Annotated in this window: 1 protein-coding gene; it reads left to right on the top strand. The window is 74.7% G+C overall.

The window, feature by feature from the left end:
* The first annotated feature begins 4 nt into the window (after window positions 1–4).
* Window positions 5–20,683 (top strand): SDR family NAD(P)-dependent oxidoreductase, encoded by a 20,679-nt coding sequence (locus tag ACFZB3_RS29535; RefSeq protein ID WP_391380477.1) that lies wholly within the window; start codon window positions 5–7, stop codon window positions 20,681–20,683.
* Window positions 20,684–20,698: the final 15 nt, after the last annotated feature.

Raw genomic sequence — 20,698 nt, 5'->3', positions numbered from 1 at the left:
AGCAGTGAACGACGACAAGCTCCGTACCTACCTCAAGCGGGTCACGACCGATCTGCACCGCACGCGCCAGCAGCTGACCAGGCTGGAGGCCAGGGACACCGAGCCCATCGCCATCGTCGGCATGGCCTGCCGCTACCCGGGCGGCGTGCACAGCCCCGAGGACCTGTGGCGCATGGTCGCCGCCGGCACCGACGCCGTCACCCCGTTCCCGGCCGACCGCGGCTGGGACCTGGAGCGGCTGTACGACCCGGCCGGCACCCGCCCGGACAGCAGCTACGCCCGCGAGGGCGGCTTCCTGGACGGGATCGCCGGCTTCGAGCCGCAGTTCTTCGGCATCTCGCCGCACGAGGCGCTCGCGATGGACCCGCAGCAGCGACTGCTCCTGGAGACCACCTGGGAGGCGTTCGAACGGGCCGGCATCGACCCGCAGGCCCAGCGCGGTGCCCAGGTCGGCGTCTTCGCCGGCGTGCAGTACCAGGACTACGGCTCCCGGCTGCGCCGGGTGCCCGAGGAGGTCGAGGGATTCCTCGCGGGCGGCAACTCCGACAGCGTCGCCTCCGGCCGCATCGCCTACGTCTTCGGCTTCGAGGGTCCCGCGGTCAGTGTGGACACCGCCTGCTCGTCGTCGCTGGTCGCCCTGCACCTGGCGGCCCAGGCGCTGCGCGCCGAGGAGTGCACGCTCGCCGTGGCCGGCGGCGCCATGGTGATGTCGACCCCCGTCGCGTTCACCGAGATGAGCAGGCAGCGCGGCCTGGCCGCGGACGGCCGCTGCAAGTCGTTCGCCGCCGAAGCCGACGGCACCGGCTGGGGCGAGGGCGTCGGCATGCTCCTGCTGGAGCGGCTCTCCGACGCCCGCCGCAACGGCCACCCGGTGCTCGCCCTGGTTCGCGGCACCGCCGTCAACCAGGACGGCGCCAGCTCCCGGCTCACCGCGCCCAACGGCCCCGCCCAGCAACGGGTCATCCGCAAGGCGCTGGCCAACGCCAGGCTGACCGCGGCCGACGTCGACGTCGTCGAGGCGCACGGAACCGGCACACCGCTCGGCGACCCGATCGAGGCGCAGGCGCTGCTCGCCACCTACGGCCGCGCCCACAGCCCCGAACAGCCGCTGCTGCTGGGCTCCCTGAAGTCGAACATCGGCCACACCCAGGCCGCCGCCGGAGTCGGCGGCATCATCAAGATGGTGCAGGCCATGCGGCACGGCCAGGTGCCGCCCACCCTGCACGCGGACCGGCCCACGCCCCAGGTCGACTGGGAGTCGGGCACGGTCCGGCTGGCCACCGAACTCCGGCCGTGGCCCGCGGTGGACCGGGTCCGCCGCGCCGCCGTCTCCTCCTTCGGCGTCAGCGGCACCAACAGCCACGTCGTACTGGAACAGGCACCGGAGCCCGAGCAGCCGGCGGAGACCGAGCCCGGCCCCGCCGCCGAGGCGCCCGCCGGCCCTCCCGCCGCGGTGACCGCCCCGGCCGTCGTGCCCTGGACGCTCTCCGCGCGCAGCCCGCAGGCACTGCGCGCCCGGGCGGCCCAACTGCGCTCCCTCACCGGCCCCGAACCGCTCGACGTCGGCCACTCCCTGGCCACCACCCGGGCCGCCCTGGAACACCGCGCCGTCCTCCTCGGGGGCCCCGACGCCGACACCGAGGCCGCCCTGGCCGCCCTGGCGAACGACGAGGAACACCCCGCCCTGGTGCGCGGCACCGTCCGCCCCACCCGCGACCTGGTCTTCGTCTTCCCCGGCCAGGGCGCACAGTGGACCGGCATGGCGGTCGACCTCCTCGACACCTCACCCGTCTTCGCCGAGCGGATCGCCCGGTGCGCCGAGGCGCTCGCCCCGTACGTCGACTGGTCCCTCGAAGACGTGCTGCGCTCCGGCGACTTCGACCGGGTGGACGTCGTCCAGCCGGTGCTGTTCGCCGTGATGGTCTCCCTCGCCGCCCTGTGGCAGGCCGCGGGCGTCCGGCCGGACGCCGTCGTCGGCCACTCGCAGGGCGAGATCGCCGCGGCCGTGGTGGCCGGCGCGCTCTCACTGGAGGACGGCGCGCGCGTCGTCGCCCTGCGCAGCAAGGCCCTCAACGCCCTCGCCGGGCGCGGCGGCATGACCTCGGTCGCCCTCCCGGCCGAGGAGGCCCGGCGCCGCATCGGCCCCGGCCTGTCCGTCGCCGCCGTCAACGGCCCGTCGTCCGTCGTGGTCGCCGGCGACACCGCCGCCCTCGACGCCCTCGACACCTGGGACGACGTGCGCGTCCGCCGGGTCCCCGTCGACTACGCCTCCCACTCCGCCCACGTGGAGGAGATCCGCGAGGAGCTGCTGACCACGCTCGCGGGCCTGACCCCGCGCAGCGCCGAGATCCCCTTCTACTCGACGGTCACGGGCGGACTGCTGGACACCGCGGCACTCGACGCCGAGTACTGGTACCGCAACCTGCGGCAGACCGTGGAGCTGGAGACCACCGTGCGCGCGCTCGGCGCGGCGGGGCACGACGTGTTCGTCGAGGTCAGTCCGCATCCGGTGCTGACCTCGGCCATCGAGGAGACGGCGGTCGGCGGGACCGTGGTGGGCACGCTGCGGCGGAACGCGGGTGGCTGGGACCGGTTCCTGCTCTCCCTCGCCGAACTCCACGTGGCCGGCGTGCCCGTCGACCTCACCGCGCTGCTCCCCGGCGGCTCCCGCATCGACCTGCCCACGTACCCCTTCCAGCGCGAGGCGTACTGGCTGGAGGACCACTCCGCCCAGCGGGGCGACGTGGCCGTGGCCGGCCTCGGCTCCGCCGACCACCCGCTGCTCGGCGCGGTCGTCGCGCTGGCGGACACCGAGGGCGCCCTGCTCACCGGACGCCTCTCCGTCCGCACCCACCCCTGGCTCGCCGACCACACGGTGCGCGGCGCGATCCTGCTGCCCGGCACGGCGTTCCTGGAACTCGCCGCCCGCGCCGGCGACCACGTGGGCTGCGACCGGGTCGAGGAACTCCTCCTGGAGACACCGCTCGTGCTGCCGGAGAGCGGCGCCGCCGCCATCCAGCTCGCGGTCGGCGCCCCCGACGAGGCGGGCCGCCGCACGGTCACCCTGCACGCGGCCCCCGACGGCACGGACGAGTGGACCCGGCACGCCGTCGGCACCCTGTCCACCGCACCCGCCGAGCCCACCGGGCCCGCCACCGACCTCACCGTCTGGCCGCCGCGGGACGCCACCCCGCTCGACAGCGCCGACATGTACGACCGCTACGCCGCGGCCGGCTTCGGCTACGGACCGGCGTTCCAGGGCCTGCGCACGGCGTGGCGGCGCGGCGACGAACTCTTCGCCGAGGTCGCCCTCCCCGACGACCAGCACGGCCCGGCCCGGCTCTTCGGCCTGCACCCCGCGCTGCTCGACGCGGCGCTGCACGTCACCGGACTCGCCGACGCCGCCGAGGCCCGGCTCCCGTTCTCCTGGAACGGCGTGGTCCTGCACGCCCAGGGCGCCACCGCGCTCCGCGTCCGCATCGCCCCCGCCGGTCCTGACGCCGTCTCCGTGCACGTCGCCGACCCCGCCGGCCGGCCGGTGGCCTCGGTGGAGTCCCTCGCGCTGCGCCCGCCCGCCGCCGACACCATGGCCGCGCCGGGCGCCGACGCCGTCTTCCGCCCGGCCTGGACCCCGGTGCCGGCCACGCCCGGCACCGCGGCACCGGCCGAGACGCTGCGCATCGAGCCCGGCGCAGACGTCCGGGCCGTGCTGCACCACGCCCTCGCCCGGGTGCAGCGGTGGCTCGCCGACGACGAGCCCGGACAGCTGGCGTTCGTCACCACCGGCGCGGTGTCCGCCACGCCCGCGGAGGACGTCACCGACCTGGCCGGAGCCGCCGTCTGGGGCCTCGTCAGGTCCGCCCAGTCCGAGCACCCGGGCCGCTTCCTGCTCGTGGACACCGACACCGACACCGGCGCCGACTCGGACGGTGCCGAGGTGCCGCTCGTCACCGGCGAGGACCAGCTCGCGGTGCGCGGCGCCCGCCTCCTCGCCCCCCGTCTGGAGCGTGCCCGGTCCGACGGCCGGCCGGCCGCGCTCGACGGCACCGTGCTGATCACCGGTGGCACCGGCCTGCTCGGCTCCCACCTGGCCCGGCACCTCGTCACCCGGCACGGCGTACGCCACCTCGTGCTGCTCAGCCGCACCGGACACGCTCCGGAGCTGCACGCGGAACTCACCGGACTCGGTGCCGAGGTCGACGTGGTCGCCTGCGACGCCGCCGACCGCGCCGCCCTGGCCGAGGTGATCGGGGGACTGCGCCGACCGCTCCGCGCCGTGATCCACGCCGCCGGCGCGCTCGACGACGGCGTCGTCACCGCCCAGACCCCCGAGCGCATCGACACCGTCCTGCGGCCCAAGGTGGACGCCGCCCTCAACCTGCACGAGCTGACCCGCGACCTCGACCTGTCCGCGTTCGTCCTGTTCTCCTCCGCCTCCGGCGTCTTCGGCGGCCCCGGCCAGGCCAACTACGCCGCCGCCAACGCCCACCTCGACGCGCTCGCCCAGCACCGCCGCGCCGCGGGGCTGCCCGCCCAGTCCCTCGCCTGGTCCCTGTGGGAGCAGGCCAGCGCGATGACCGGCCACCTCGACGAGGCCGACCTGCGGCGCATCGCACGCTCCGGCATGCCGCCGCTCACCGTCGAACAGGGACTCCAGCTCTTCGACCGGGCGCTGTCCGCCCCGGACCCGCTGCTCGTCCTGATGCGCCTGGACCTGCCGGTGCTGCGCGCCTCCGCCGACCCGGTCCCGCCGCTGCTGCGCGGGCTGGTCCGCACCCCGGCCCGCCGGGCCGTAGCGGGGCAGGAGACCGCCGCCGACACCACCTCGCTGGCCGCACAGCTCGCCGCCCTGCCCGCCGCGGACCGCCTCGGCGCCGTCGTCGACCTGGTCCGCGCCCGCGTCGCCACGGTTCTCGGCCACGCCTCCGCCGACGTCATCGACGGCAGCCGGGCCTTCCGCGACCTCGGCTTCGACTCGCTCGCCTCGGTCCAGCTGCGCAACCGGCTGGGCGCCGTCACCGGCCTGAAGCTCCCGGCCACCCTGGTCTTCGACTACCCGACCCCGCTGGTGCTCGCCGAGCACCTCCTCACCGAACTGGGCGAGGGACAGGACGCGGCCGCCGCGACCGTGCAGGCCGTCGCGGTGGACGAGCCGATCGCGATCGTCGCCATGGGCTGCCGCTTCCCCGGAGACGTCCGCACCCCCGAGGACCTGTGGAACCTGGTCGCCTCCGGAGGCGACGCCGTCGCCGCCTTTCCCGGCGACCGCGGCTGGGACCTGGAGGGCCTGTACGACCCGGAGGGCGTCCGCCGCGGCAGCTCGTACGCCCGCGAGGGCGGTTTCCTCGCCGAGGCGGCCGACTTCGACCCCGGTTTCTTCGGCATCAGCCCGCGCGAGGCGCTGGCGATGGACCCGCAGCAGCGGCTGCTCCTGGAGACCAGCTGGGAAGCGTTCGAACGCGCCGGCATCCGCCCGCAGGACCTCAAGGGCAGCGCCACCGGTGTGTTCGCCGGTGTCATGTACCAGGACTACGCGGCCCGTCTCACCGAGGTGCCCGAGGAGATCGAGGGCTTCCTCGGCACCGGCACCTCGCCCAGCGTGCTGTCCGGCCGGATCGCCTACACCTTCGGCCTGGAGGGCCCGGCCGTCACCGTCGACACCGCCTGCTCCTCCTCCCTGGTGGCGATGCACCTGGCGAGCCAGGCGCTGCGCTCGGGCGAGTGCTCGCTCGCCCTCGCCGGCGGCGTCACCGTCATGTCCACCCCTGCCCTGTTCACCGAGTTCAGCAGGCAGCGCGGCCTGGCCGCCGACGGCCGCTGCAAGGCGTTCGCCGAGGGCGCCGACGGCGCCGGTTTCGGTGAGGGGGTGGGTGTGGTGCTGCTGGAGCGGCTCTCGGACGCGCGGCGCCATGGTCATCCGGTGCTGGCGGTGATCCGTGGCAGTGCGGTGAATCAGGACGGTGCGTCGAATGGTCTGTCGGCGCCGAATGGTCCGTCGCAGCAGCGGGTGATCCGGCAGGCGTTGGCGAATGCCGGTGTGAGGCCGTCCGAGGTGGACGCGGTGGAGGCGCACGGTACGGGTACGTCGTTGGGTGACCCGATCGAGGCGCAGGCCCTGCTGGCCACGTATGGACAGGACCGGGAACGACCTTTGTGGCTGGGGTCGTTGAAGTCCAACATCGGCCACACCCAGGCGGCCGCCGGTGTGGCCGGTGTGATCAAGATGGTGCAGGCGATGCGGCACGGTGTGCTGCCCCGGACCCTGCACGTGGACGCGCCGTCGACCCACGTCGACTGGACCGCGGGCCAGGTGGAGCTGCTGACCGAGTCCCGGGACTGGCAGGACGGGGACCGTCCGCGGCGGGCGGGCGTGTCGTCGTTCGGCCTGAGCGGTACGAACGCCCACCTGATCCTGGAGCAGGCTCCGGTGGAGGAGCCGGTGGCTGCGCCCGCGGTGTCCTCCGGGGTGGTGCCCTGGGCCGTGTCGGGCCGTTCGGCGGACGCGGTGCGCGCGCAGGCGGCCCGGCTCGGCGTGCTGGTGGACGAGGACCACGCGGCGGTGGGAGCGGCTCTGGCGGGCCGGTCGGTGTTCGAGCATCGCGCGGTGGTCGTCGGCGCTTCGGCGGCGGAGTTCGGGGCGGGCCTGAAGGCCGTCGCGGACGACGAGTCGCCGGCCGGTGTCGTGTCCGGTGTGTCCTCGGCGCCGGGGAAGACGGTGTTCGTCTTTCCCGGGCAGGGGTCGCAGTGGGCGGGAATGGCGGTGGAGCTGCTGGAGACCTCACCCGTGTTCGCGGCCCGGTTCGGGGACTGCGAACGGGCGTTGGCGCCGTTCGTGGACTGGTCGCTGACGGAGGCCGTGCGCTCCGGCGAGTTCGGCCGGGTCGACGTCGTGCAGCCGGTCCTCTGGGCCGTGATGGTGTCGCTGGCCGCGCTGTGGGAGTCGGCCGGGGTCCGTCCGGACGCGGTCGTGGGCCACTCGCAGGGCGAGATCGCCGCCGCCGTGGTCGCCGGCGCGCTGTCGCTGGAGGACGGCGCCCTCGTCGTCGCCCTGCGGTCGAAGGCGATCACGGCGCTCGCGGGGCGTGGCGGCATGGTCTCGGTGCCGCTCCCGGTGGACGAGGTCCGCCACCTGCTGCCCGAGGGTGTGTCCGTGGCCGCGGTCAACGGCCCCTCCTCGGTGGTGGTCTCCGGCGACCCGGCGGGTCTGGAGCAGGTTCTGGCGTCCGTGGAACGCGCCCGGCGCGTCCCGGTGGACTACGCGTCGCACTCGGCGCAGGTGGAGGAGATCCGCGAGGAACTGCTGAACACCCTCGCCGGGGTGACGCCGCGCAGCGGTGAGGTCCCGTTCCACTCGACGGTGACCGGTGGCCTGCTGGACACCGCGGCGCTCGACGCCGGGTACTGGTACCGCAATCTGCGGCAGACCGTGGAGCTGGAAGCCGCCGTGCGGGGCCTGGCGGACACCGGACACGGCACCTTCGTCGAGATCAGCCCGCACCCCGTCCTCACCGTCGGCATCGACGAGACCGTCCGCGGCGAGGCGGTGGTGTCGGGGACGCTGCGGCGGGACGAGGGCGGGCTGCGCCGGTTCCTGCTGTCGGCGGCGGAGTTGTTCGTCCGGGGTGCCGCGGTCGACTTCACACCGTTCTTCGGCGGCACGCCCGCCTACCCGGACCTGCCGACGTACGCCTTCCAGCGGCAGCGGTACTGGCTGGAGGCCTCCGCCGCGAGCGGCGACGTGAGTGCCGCGGGTCTGCGCAGCGCGGAGCATCCGCTGCTCGGTGCGGCGTTGCCGCTGGCGGACGCGGAGGGGTATCTGTTCACGGGGCGGTTGTCGCTGCGGTCGCATCCGTGGCTGGCGGACCATGCGGTGAACGGGTCGGTGCTGTTGCCGGGTACGGCGTTCCTGGAGCTGGCGCAGCACGCGGGCGGGCAGCTCGGCTGCGACACGGTCGAGGAACTGACCCTGGAGGCGCCGCTGGTGCTGCCCGACCGCGGCGGACTCGCGATCCAGGTCGTGGTCGGCGCGCCCGACGCGGACGCCAGCCGGCGGCTGACGGTCCACGGCAAGGCCGAGGACGCACCCGCCGACCAGGAGTGGACCCGCTACGCGAGCGGCACGCTCGCCGAGGCGGCCGCCGGCACCGGCTTCACCGCCCACACCTGGCCCCCGGCCGGAGCCGAGGCGATGGACCTCGACGGCTACCACGACCGGATGGCGGCCAACGGCTTCGTCTACGGGCCCGCGTTCCAGGGGCTGCGGGCCGCCTGGCGGCAGGGCGACACCCTGTTCGCCGAGGTCGCCCTCCCCGACGGGCAGGCCGACGACGCCGACGCCTACGGTCTGCACCCCGCGCTGCTGGACGCGGCGCTCCAGGCCGCGGGACTGGGCGCGTTCTTCCCGGGCGAGGAGGCCCGGCTGCCGTTCGCCTGGCGCGGGGTCTCCCTGGCGGCGACCGGCGCCAACGCGCTCCGGGTCCGGATCCGCCCGGACGGGCCGGAGTCGATCGCCGTCGCGGCGGCCGACGAGTCCGGCGAGCCCGTCGTGACCGTCGGCTCCCTGGTGGTCCGCCCGCTCAACCCCGCCCTGTTCCAGACCTCCCGCGAACTCCCGTACCACTTCCAGTGGCCGGTGCTGGCACTGGACACCGACGGCACCCACCCGGAGCCCGAGGTGTTCGTCGTCGGCGCGGGATCGGCGCGCGAGGTGACCGCGCAGGTGCTCGCCCGGCTGCAGGACGCCCTCGCCGAGGACGGCACCCTGGTCGTCCGGACCAGGGCGGCCGTGGCCACCGAGCCGGGCGCGGACGTGGATCCCGCGCACGCCGCGGTGTGGGGCCTGGTCCGCTCCGCACAGGCGGAGCACCCCGACCGGTTCGTACTCGTCGACTCCGACGAGACGTCCACCCCCCTCCTGGCCGCCGCCGCGGCGACCGGCGAACCGCAACTGGCACTCCGCGACGGGATCGCCCACCGGCCACGGCTGGCCCGCTTCGGCACCGGCGACACCCTGCTGCCGCCCGCCGACGGCACGCCCGCGTGGCTGCTCGGCACCACGGAACGCGGCACCCTGGCGAACCTGGCGCTGCTGCCCGCACCCGAGCTGACCGCGCCGCTCGCCGACAACGAGGTGCGCGTCGAGATCCGCGCCGCCGGCATGAACTTCCGCGACGCGCTCAACGCCCTCGGCCTGCTCCCGGGCGAGCCGGGCCCGATGGGCATCGAGGGCGCCGGTGTCGTCACCGCGACCGGGCCGGGCGTCACCGGCCTCGCGGTCGGGGACCGGGTCTGCGGCGTGTTCGCCGGCTGCTACGGGCCGGTCGCGGTCGCCGACCGGCGGCTGCTGGCCAGGATGCCCGACGGCTGGACCTTCGAGCAGGCCGCGGCCGTGCCCGTGGTCTTCCTCACCGCCTACCGCGGACTGGTCGACCTGGCCGGTCTGAGCGCCGGCGAGACCGTCCTCGTGCACGCCGCCGCGGGCGGCGTCGGCATGGCCGCCGTCCAGCTAGCCCGCCACCTCGGCGCCGAGGTCTACGGCACGGCCAGTACCGGCAAGTGGGAGGCGACCGGACTCGCCGCCGACCACCTGGCCTCCTCCCGGACGGCCGGGTTCGAGGACGTCTTCCGCGCGGCCACCGACGGCCGGGGCGTGGACGTCGTCCTCAACTCCCTCACCGGTGAGCTGATCGACGCCTCGCTGCGCCTGCTGCCCCGCGGCGGACGCTTCATCGAGATGGGCAAGACCGACCTCCGCGACCCCGAGCAGGTGGCGGCCGCCCACGAGGGCGTGCGCTACCGGGACTTCGAGCTGATGGACGCCGGCCCCGACCGGATCCACGAGATACTGACCGAGGTACTCGCCCTCTTCGAGCAGGGTGTGCTCACGCCCCTGCCGACCCGTTCCTGGGACCTGCGCCGCGCCCCCGAGGCGATGCGCTTCCTCAGCCAGGCCAAGCACGTCGGCAAGCTCGTCCTCACCCCGCCGCGCCGCCTCGACCCCGACCGCGCCGTCCTGATCACCGGCGGCAGCGGCGTGCTGGCCCGGCTCGTCGCCGAACACCTCGTGGCGCAGCACGGCATCCGCCACCTCGTCATGCTCAGCCGCAGCGGCGCCGCCCCGGACATCACCGGCGCCGACGTCCGCTCCGTCGCCTGCGACGTCTCCGACCGGGACGCGCTGGCCCGGGTACTGAACACACTGGACCGACCGCTGACCGCCGTCGTGCACACCGCGGGCGTCCTCGACGACGGCGTCCTCGCCGACCTCACGCCCGAACGCCTCGACCGGGTCCTCCGCGCCAAGGCCGACGCCGCCCTGCACCTGCACGAACTGACGCAGGACCAGGACCTGGCCGCCTTCGTGCTGTTCTCGTCGGCGGCGGGCAGCTTCGGCGCCCCCGGCCAGGGCAACTACGCGGCCGCCAACGCCTTCCTGGACGGGCTCGCCCAGCACCGGCGGGCGGCGGGACTGCCCGCACAGTCCATGGCGTGGGGCATGTGGACCGAGCGCAGCGGCCTGACCGCACGGCTGGCCGACGGCGACCTCGCCCGGATGGCCCGCTCCGGCATGACACCGCTCTCCTCGGAGCAGGGCCTCGCCCTGTTCGACGCCGCCCTGACGACGGACCTCGCCGCGCCGGTCATGGTCCGCGTCGACCACGACGCGCTGCGCAGGCAGGAGACCCTCCCCGCCGTGCTGCGCGGACTGGTGCGCGCACCCGCGCGGCGCGCGGCCGGCGCAGCGGGCGCCGGGGCGTCCCTCGGCGACCGGCTCACGGCCATGCCGGAGCCGGAACGGCAGCGGCACGTCCTCGACCTGGTGCGCGGTGCCGCGGCCGTCGTCCTCGGCCATGCCTCCCCGGACCTGGTCGAGTCCGGCAAGGCCTTCCGCGAGCTCGGCTTCGACTCGCTCACCGCGGTGGAACTGCGCAACCGGCTCACGAAGGCCACCGGCCTGAAACTCCCGGCCACCCTGGTCTTCGACTACCCGACCCCCTCGGCCCTGGCCGCCCACCTCCTCGCCGAACTTGCGGGCACCCGCGGCGCCGTGGCCGCCCCAGCCGCCGCGGTCGCCCCGATCGCGGCGGCCTCCGACGAGCCGATCGCCATCGTCGCCATGGGCTGCCGCTTCCCCGGCGGCATCAGCACCCCCGAAGCGCTGTGGGAGCTGCTGGCCGCGGGCGGCGACGCGATCACCGGGCTGCCCACCGACCGCGGCTGGAACGTCAGCCGCCTCTACGACGCCGACCCCGACCGCCCGGGCACCTCGTACGTGCGCGAGGGCGGCTTCCTCGACGCCGCGGGCGAGTTCGACGCGGGCTTCTTCGGCATCTCGCCGCGCGAGGCGCTGGCGATGGACCCGCAGCAGCGGCTGCTCCTGGAGACCAGCTGGGAGACGTTCGAGCGGGCCGGCATCGACCCCGCCTCGCTCAAGGGCACGCCCGGCGGTGTCTTCATGGGCACCAACAGCCAGGACTACATCACGCTGCTGGCCGGGGCACCGGACGTCGGCGAGGGCTACATCGCCACCGGCAACTCGGCGAGCGTCGTCTCCGGCCGGCTCTCCTACACCTTCGGCCTGGAGGGGCCCGCGGTCACCGTCGACACGGCCTGCTCCTCCTCCCTGGTCGCCGTCCATCTGGCGAGCCAGGCGCTGCGCTCCGGCGAGTGCACGCTCGCGCTCGCCGGCGGTGTGATGGTGATGGCCACGCCGGGCGGGTTCGTGGAGTTCAGCAGGCAGCGCGGCCTGGCCGCGGACGGCCGGTGCAAGTCCTTCGGAGCGGACGCCGACGGCTTCGGCATGGCGGAGGGCATCGGCGTCCTGCTGCTGGAGCGGCTGTCGGACGCCCGGCGCAACGGCCACCCGGTACTGGCGACCGTCCGGGGCAGCGCGGTCAACCAGGACGGCGCCTCCAACGGACTCACCGCCCCCAACGGCCCCTCCCAGCAACGGGTGATCCGGCAGGCGCTGGCCAACGCCGGCCTCCGGCCGTCCGACGTGGACGCGGTGGAGGCGCACGGCACGGGCACCTCGCTCGGCGACCCGATCGAGGCGCAGGCACTGCTCGCCACCTACGGGCAGGACCGGGACGCGGACCGGCCGCTGTGGCTGGGCTCGGTCAAGTCGAACATCGGCCACACCCAGGCCGCCGCCGGCGTCGCCGGCATCATGAAGATGGTCCTGGCCATGCAGCAGGGCACACTGCCGAGGACGCTGCACGCCGACGAACCCTCGCCGCACATCGACTGGTCCACGGGCAGGGTGGAACTGCTCACCGAGGCCCGCGCGTGGCCCGACCGGAACGGCCCGCGCCGGGCCGGTGTGTCGTCCTTCGGCATCAGCGGCACCAACGCGCACGCCATCATCGAGTCGGTGCCCCCGGCCGTCCCGCCCGCCGCCCCGCCCGCCGCCATCGTGCCGTGGCTGCTCTCGGGCCGGACCCCGGAAGCCGTGCCGGCCCTGGCCGAGCGACTGCGTCCGCTGGCCGGCGAGAACCCGGTGGACGTCGGCCACACCCTGGCCACCCGCACCGCGTTCGAGTACCGCTCGGTCGTCGTCGGCCGCGACGCCGCCGACTGGACGGCCGGCCTGGCCGCCCTCGACCGCCCGGTCGCCGCCGGCCCACTGGGCGGGACGGTGTTCGTCTTCCCAGGCCAGGGGTCGCAGTGGGCGGGTATGGCGGTGGAACTCCTGGAGTCCTCGCCGGTGTTCGCGGAGCGGTTCGCCGAGTGCGAGCGGGCGTTGGCGCCTTTCACCGACTGGCGGTTGACGGACGTCGTGCGTTCGGGTGACTTCGACCGGGTCGACCGTGTGCAGCCGGCGCTGTGGGCGGTGATGGTGTCCCTTGCGGCGTTGTGGCGGTCGTACGGTGTCGAGCCGGCCGCGGTGGTGGGCCACTCGCAGGGTGAGATCGCTGCGGCGGTGGTGGCGGGTGCGTTGTCGTTGGAGGACGGCGCGCGGGTGGTGGCGTTGCGGTCGAAGGCGATCACGGCGCTGGCGGGCCGGGGTGGCATGGTCTCGGTGCCGCTGCCAGTGGACCAGGTCCGTGAGTCGCTGCCGGAAGGCGTGTCCGTCGCAGCGGTCAACGGTCCGTCATCGGTCGTGGTCTCCGGTGACCCGGCCGGTCTTGACACGGTGCTGGCGTCGGTGGAGCGGGCGAAGCGCGTGCCCGTGGACTACGCGTCGCACTCGGCGCACGTGGCGGAGATCCGCGAGGAGATCCTGCACGTGCTCGAAGGCGTCTCGCCGCGAGAGGCGTCGGTCCCCTTCTTCTCCACGGTGGACACCGGGTGGGTGACCGGCACCGAACTGGACGCCGACTACTGGTACCGCAACCTCCGGCAGACCGTGGAACTCGAAGCCGCCGTGCGCACGTTGACCGCCACCGGCTTCCGCGCCTTCGTCGAGGTCAGCGCGCACCCCGTCCTCACCATGCCCATCGAGGAGACCGCCGAGGACACCGACGGCGACGCCCCGGTCCTCGCGGTGGGCACCCTGCGCCGCGACGACGGCGGCCTGCGCCGCTTCATGACCTCGCTCGGTACCGCATGGGCGCACGGCGTGGACGTGGACGTGGCCGCGCTCTACCCCGGCGGCCGGCGGACGGCCCTGCCCACCTACCCGTTCCAGCGCGAGCGGTACTGGCTGGCACCGCCGTCCCCGGAGGTCTCCACGGACTCCTGGCGCTACCGCGTCACCTGGCGCCCGGCCACGCCCCCGGCCCGGCCGCTGCCGGAAACCTGGCTGGCCGTCGTCCCCGAGGGACACCGCGAGGACGCCTGGGCGGCCGGTGCACTCCGCGCGCTCACCGAACGCGGCGCCCGGGTCGAGGAGTACGTCGTCCCCGCCGGCACCGGCCGGGAGGAACTGGCCGCGGCCCTCGCCGTCCGGCCGCAGCCGCAGGGCGTGCTCTCACTCCTGGCCCTGGCCGAACGGCCCGACCCGGCACACCCGGGCCTGACCGCCGGACTGGCGCTCACCACCGTGCTCACCCAGGCGCTCCACGACACGCACTGGACCGCACCGCTGTGGTGCCTGACCCAGGGCGCCACCTCCGCGGTCGGCGACGAGGAGCTCCGGCACCCCGCGCAGGCGGCGGTGTGGGGCCTCGGCCGGGTCATCGGCCTGGAACACCCGGAATTCTGGGGCGGCCTGGTCGACCTGCCCGCCGACCACGACGAGGCGTCCGCCGCCGTGCTCTGCGACGTGCTCGCCGGCGGCGGCGACGAGGACCAGTGGGCGGTCCGCGGCGACACCGCCCGGGTACGCCGCCTCACCCGGGCGCTGCCCGACGGCCGGCCGGCCCGGCGGGCCTGGCGGCCGCGGGGAACCGTCCTGGTCACCGGCGCCACGGGCGCGGTCGGCCCGTACATCGCCCGCTGGCTGGCCGCCGCGGGAGCCGAGCACCTGGTCCTGGCCGGTCGCCGGGGCGCGGACGTGCCCGGCGCCGCCGAACTCACCGCGGAACTCGCCGAGTCGGGGACCCGGCTGGAGTACACCGGCTGCGACGTCACCGACCGCACGGCAGTGGCGGAACTGGTGGCGCGGCTGGACGCGGACGGCACCCCCGCCCGCGCCGTCGTCCACGCCGCGGCCCTCATCCAGATCGCGTCACTGGCCGACACCTCGCTGACCGAGTTCGAGGACGTCGTGCACGCCAAGGTCGTGGGCGCGGTCCACCTGGCCGAGCTGCTGCCCGACCTGGACGCGTTCGTCCTCTTCTCCTCGATCGCCGGCGTCTGGGGCAGCGGCGACCACGGCGCCTATGCGGCGGCCAACGCCTTCCTCGACGCCTACGCCGAGCACCTGCGCGGCCGCGGCGTCCCGGCCACGTCCATCGCCTGGGGCATCTGGAACACCCCGAACCTGGCGGCGTCCGCCGCCCTGCCCGGCGGGCTGGACATGGACCGGGTGCGCCGCCAGGGCCTGCCGTTCATCGACCCGCAGCAGGCCGTCGCGGCCCTCCAACGGGCCATGGACGACGACGAGACGTGCCTCGCCGTCGCCGAAGTGGACTGGTCGCGCTTCGCTCCGGTCTTCACCTCCGCCCGCCCCCGCCCCCTGCTGGACGAGATACCGGAGGTGGCGGCCCTGGCCCGGGAGGAGACCCCCGCCGCCGCGCCGGTGGCGGCCCAGCTGTCCGAGGCCGAACTCGTCACGCTCGTCCGCGAACAGGTCGCCTCGGTCCTCGGCCACTCCGGAGCCGACGCCGTCGACCCCAGGCGCGCCTTCCGCGACATCGGGTTCGACTCGCTCACCGCGGTGGAACTGCGCAACCGGCTCAACGGGGCGACCGGCCTCCGGCTGCCCACCACGGTCGTCTTCGACCACCCCACCGTGCACGCCGTCGCCCGCCACCTGCGTACGGAGCTGCGTTCGGAGCTGCGTTCGGAGCCGACACAGGACACCGCGGCCCCGGCGGCCACGGTCGTGGTCGCGGCCGAGGACGAGCCGATCGCACTGGTCGGGATGGCCTGCCGGTTCCCGGGCGGCGTCAACAGCCCGGAGGAGCTGTGGGAACTGCTCCGCGCGGGCGGCGACGTCATCGCGGACTTCCCGGCCGACCGCGGCTGGGACCTGGACGGCCTCTACGACCCGAACCCCGACCGGCCCGGCACGTCGTACACCCGGCACGGCGGCTTCCTGGACGCGGCGGGCGACTTCGACCCCGTGTTCTTCGGCATCAGCCCGCGCGAGGCACTCACCATGGACCCGCAGCAACGGCTGCTCCTGGAGACCGCGTGGGAGGCGCTGGAGCGAGCCGGTATCGACCCCGAGAGCCAGCGGGGCGAGCGGGCCGGCGTCTTCGTCGGCACCGGTTACCAGGGCTACGGCGCCAACGCCGAGGTGCCCGAAGGCCTCCAGGGCCAGATGGTCACGGGCGGCTCCGCCAGTGTCACGTCCGGCCGGATCGCGTACACCCTCGGTCTCGAAGGGCCCGCGGTCAGCGTCGACACGGCGTGCTCGTCGTCGCTGGTGGCGATGCATCTGGCGGGCCAGGCGCTGCGCTCGGGCGAGTGCTCGCTCGCCCTCGCCGGCGGTGTCACCGTGATGGCCAACCCGGAGGGCTTCATCGGCTTCAGCCGGCAGCGCGGCCTGGCCGCCGACGGCCGCTGCAAGGCGTTCGCCGCCGCCGCCGACGGCATGGGCATGTCCGAGGGCGCCGGCGTGGTGGTGCTGGAGCGGCTGTCGGACGCCCGGCGCAACGGGCACCCCGTGCTCGCCGTGATCCGCGGCAGCGCCACCAACCAGGACGGTGCCTCCAACGGCCTGTCCGCACCGAACGGCCTCGCCCAGCAACGGGTGATCCGGCAGGCCCTGGCCAATGCCCGCCTTGAGCCGTCCGACGTGTACGCCGTCGAGGCACACGGAACGGGCACGACACTCGGCGACCCGATCGAGGCGCAGGCCCTGCTGGCCACCTACGGCCAGAACCGCGAGGAACCGCTCTGGCTCGGCTCCGTGAAGTCCAACATCGGCCACACACAGCTCGCCTCCGGTGTGGCCGGTGTGATCAAGATGGTGCTCGCGATGCGGCACGGTGTGCTGCCCAGGACCCTGCACGTGGACGCGCCGTCGCCGCACGTCGACTGGACCGCGGGTCAGGTACGTCTGCTGACCGAGGAACGGCCCTGGGATGGTGCGCGGCGGGCGGGTGTGTCGTCGTTCGGTCTGAGCGGTACGAACGCCCACCTGATCCTGGAGCAGGCTCCGGTGGGGGAGCCGGCGGCTTCGCCTGTGGTGTCGTCGGGGGTGGTGCCGTGGGTGGTGTCGGGTCGTTCGGCGGGTGCGGTGCGTGCGCAGGCGGGTCGGCTGGTGGGGTTGGCGGGTGTGGACCGGGCTGCGGTGGGTGCGGCTTTGGTGGGACGGTCGGTGTTCGAGCATCGTGCGGTGGTGGTGGGTGGTTCGGCGGCGGAGTTCGAAGCTGGTCTGCAAGCGGTTGTGGACGGTGGGCCGTTGGCGGGTGTGGTGTCCGGTGTCGCCTCGCCCGTGGGGAAGACGGTGTTCGTCTTTCCGGGTCAGGGGTCGCAGTGGGCGGGGATGGCGGTGGAACTCCTTGAGTCGTCGCCGGTGTTCGCGGAGCGGTTCGCGGAGTGTGAGCGGGCGTTGACCCCGTTCGTCGACTGGCAGTTGACGGACATCGTGCGTTCCGGTGATTTCGACCGGGTGGACCGTGTGCAGCCGGTGTTGTGGGCGGTGATGGTGTCGTTGGCGGCGTTGTGGCGGTCGTTCGGTGTCGAGCCGGCTGCGGTGGTGGGGCATTCGCAGGGTGAGATCGCGGCTGCTGTGGTGGCGGGTGCGTTGTCGTTGGAGGACGGTGCCCGGGTGGTCGTGCTGCGGTCGAGGGCGATCACGGCGTTGGCGGGCCGGGGCGGGATGGTGTCGGTGCCGCTGCCGGTCGATGAGGTCCGTGGGCTGCTGCCGGACGGGGTGTCCATCGCTGCGGTGAACGGCCCTTCATCGGTCGTGGTCTCCGGTGACCCGGCCGGTCTGGATGCGGTGCTGGCGTCGGTGGAGCGGGCGAAGCGCGTTCCGGTGGACTACGCCTCGCACTCGGCGCACGTGGAGGAGATCCGTGAGGAGATCCTGCACGTACTGGAGGGTGTGTCGCCGCGCGAGGCCGCGGTCCCGTTCTTCTCCACCGTGGACGTGGAGTGGGCGGACGGCACCGGTCTGGACGCCGAGTACTGGTACCGGAACCTGCGGCAGACCGTCGAGTTCGAGGCGGCCGTGCGGGACTTGGCGGAGTCCGGTCACACCACGTTCGTCGAGGTGAGTGCGCATCCGGTCCTGACGATGGGTGTCGACGAGGCGGTCGGTGACCGGGCGGTGGTGTCGGGGACACTGCGGCGGGACGAGGGCGGGCTGCGCCGGTTCCTGCTGTCGGCGGCGGAGTTGTTCGTCCGGGGCGTCGGGGTGGACTTCACGCCGTCGTTCGGCGGGACGCCCGCACACGCGGATGTACCGACGTACGCCTTCCAGCGGCAGCGGTACTGGCTGGAGGCGTCGGCGGCGCGTGGGGACGTGAGTGCCGCGGGTCTGCGCAGCGCGGAGCATCCGCTGCTCGGTGCGGCGTTGCCGCTGGCGGACGCGGAGGGGTATCTGTTCACGGGGCGGTTGTCGCTGCGGTCGCATCCGTGGCTGGCGGACCACGCGGTGAACGGGTCGGTGCTGTTGCCGGGTACGGCGTTCCTGGAGCTGGCGCAGCACGCGGGCGGGCAGCTCGGCTGCGACACGGTCGAGGAACTGACCCTGGAGGCGCCGCTGGTGCTGCCCGACCGCGGCGGACTCGCGGTCCAGCTGTCGGTGGGCGCGCCCGACGCGTCGGGGCGGCGCCCGCTCAACCTGTACGCGCGGGAGGAGGACGCACCCGCCGACCAGGAGTGGACCCGGCACGCGACCGGCGCGCTGGCCACCGGTGCCGCAACGGCCGACGCCCTGGGCGGACAGTGGCCCCCGGCCGGCGCCGAACCCCTGGACACCACCGACCTGTACTCCCGCTTCGCCGAGCAGGGATACCAGTACGGTCCCGGCTTTCAAGGACTCCGGGCGGCCTGGCACCGCGGTGACGACGTCTACGCCGAGGTCGCCCTGCCCGAGGCACAGCGTGATCGCGCGCGGTCGTTCGGCCTGCACCCGGCGCTGCTGGACGCGGCGCTGCACGCCCTGTGGCTGGCGGCCGTCGAGGCCGGACCGTCCGCGGGCGAGACCGGTGGCGTCCGGCTGCCGTTCAGCTGGGGCGGGACGAGCCTGTACGCGTCGGGCGCGACGACCCTGCGGGTGCGGCTGATGACGACGGGCACCAACGAGGTCGCGATCACCGTCGCCGATGCCGCCGGATCCCCGGTCGCGGCCGTCGAGTCGCTGGTGATGCGCCCGCTGGTGGCGGGGCAGCTGGAGGCCGCCCGGGTGCGGTCGCTGTACCGGGTCGACTGGCATCCGGTGACGGCCGACGGCACCGCCGTGACGCCGTACGAGGTGGCGGACTTCACCGGATCCGGCGACGACGTGCACGCCGTCGCGCATCGGGCGCTCGCCCGGGTCCAGGAGTGGCTGGCCGAGGAGCACGACGACGACCGGCGTCTGGTGTTCGTCACCCGCGGCGCCGCCGGGCCCGACACCCGGGACGCGGTCCACGCGGCGGTGTGGGGCCTGGTCAGGACGGCGCAGAGCGAACACCCCGACCAGTTCGTCCTGCTGGACCTCGGTCCGGCCGACGACGTCACCCGGTGCGTGCCGGCCGCCGTGGCCTGCGGTGAACCGCAGCTCGCGGTCCGGGACGGTGCCGTACTCGCCGCCCGGCTGGTGCGGGCCGCGCCGAGCGGCGAGGAGCCGAAGTGGGACCCGAACGGCACGGTGCTCATCACCGGAGCCGGCGGCGTCCTCGGCGGGCTGACCGCGCGACACCTGGTGGACCGGCACGGAGTACGCGACCTCGTACTGGTCGGACGCTCCGGGCCGGACCCGGAACTGGTCGAGGCACTCACGGCCGCGGGCGCCCGGGTGGTGGCCGTCAGCTGTGACGCAGCCGACCGGACCGCGATGGCCGGCGTCGTCGCCGGCATCCCGGCCGACCGGCCGCTGACCGGGGTCGTACACGCGGCCGGGGTGCTCGACGACGCCCCGGTCACGTCGCTGACGCCGGAGCAGGTCGACCGCGTCCTGCGGCCCAAGGCCGACGCGGCGCTGCTGCTCGACGAGTTGACCCGTGACCAGCGGCTCACCGCGTTCGTGCTGTTCTCCTCGGCGTCGGCGACCTTCGGCGCGGCCGGCCAGGCCAACTACGCCGCCGCCAACGCCTTCCTCGACGCGCTGGCCGAGCGGCGGCGCGCCGCGGGCCTGCCGGCCCAGTCGCTGGGCTGGGGCTTCTGGGAGCAGCGCAGCGCCATGACCGGCGGGCTCGGCGACCGCGAGGTGGCCAGGCTGACCAGTGGCGGTGTACGGCCCATCGGCTCGGCAGACGGGTTGGCGCTGTTCGACGCCGCGTCCGCCATGGACGACGCCGTGCTGGTGCCGATCCACCTGGACCTGTCACCCCGCGGCGGGGAGATCCCGCCGCTGCTGCGGCACCTGGTGCGGCCCGCCGTGCGGCGGACCCCGGCCGTGGCCGCGGGACCGGCGGACGGGACGACGTTCCGGCAGCGGCTGGAGGGGCTGCCGGAGGAGGCGCAGCGAGACAGCCTGCTGGATCTGGTGCGCTCGACCGTGGCCGCGGTCATCGCCTACGACGGGCCCGCCGCCGTCGACCCGGACGTGACGTTCATGAGCCTCGGCTTCGACTCGCTGATGGCCGTCGAACTGCGCAACCGGCTCTCCGCCGCCGTGGGCACCCGGCTCACGCCGACCCTGGTGTTCGACTACCCGACCGCATCGGGACTCGCCGGATACCTCTACGACAAGCTGGGACTGGCCCCGGCCGCATCTCCCGCATCTCCCGCCTCTCCCGTGTCTCCGGCATCTTCCACGGCGCCGGGCGGGGACGCGGACGACGACGAGATCCGCGAGGCCGTCGCGTCCGTCTCCGTGGCGCAACTGCGCGCGGCCGGCGTGCTCGACGTGATCCTGCGGCTGGCGGAAGCGGGGCGGCAGCAGACGACGGCCGACCGGATCGACCACATCCAGAACATGGACGTGGACGATCTCGTCCGCTGGGCCAGCGCCCTCGGTAATGACGAATCCTGATCCGGATCGACGTGT

This window comes from Streptomyces sp. NPDC008092, assembly GCF_042957285.1.
Lineage (GTDB): Bacteria > Actinomycetota > Actinomycetes > Streptomycetales > Streptomycetaceae > Streptomyces.
This window is presented reverse-complemented; position numbering and strand designations above follow the sequence as displayed.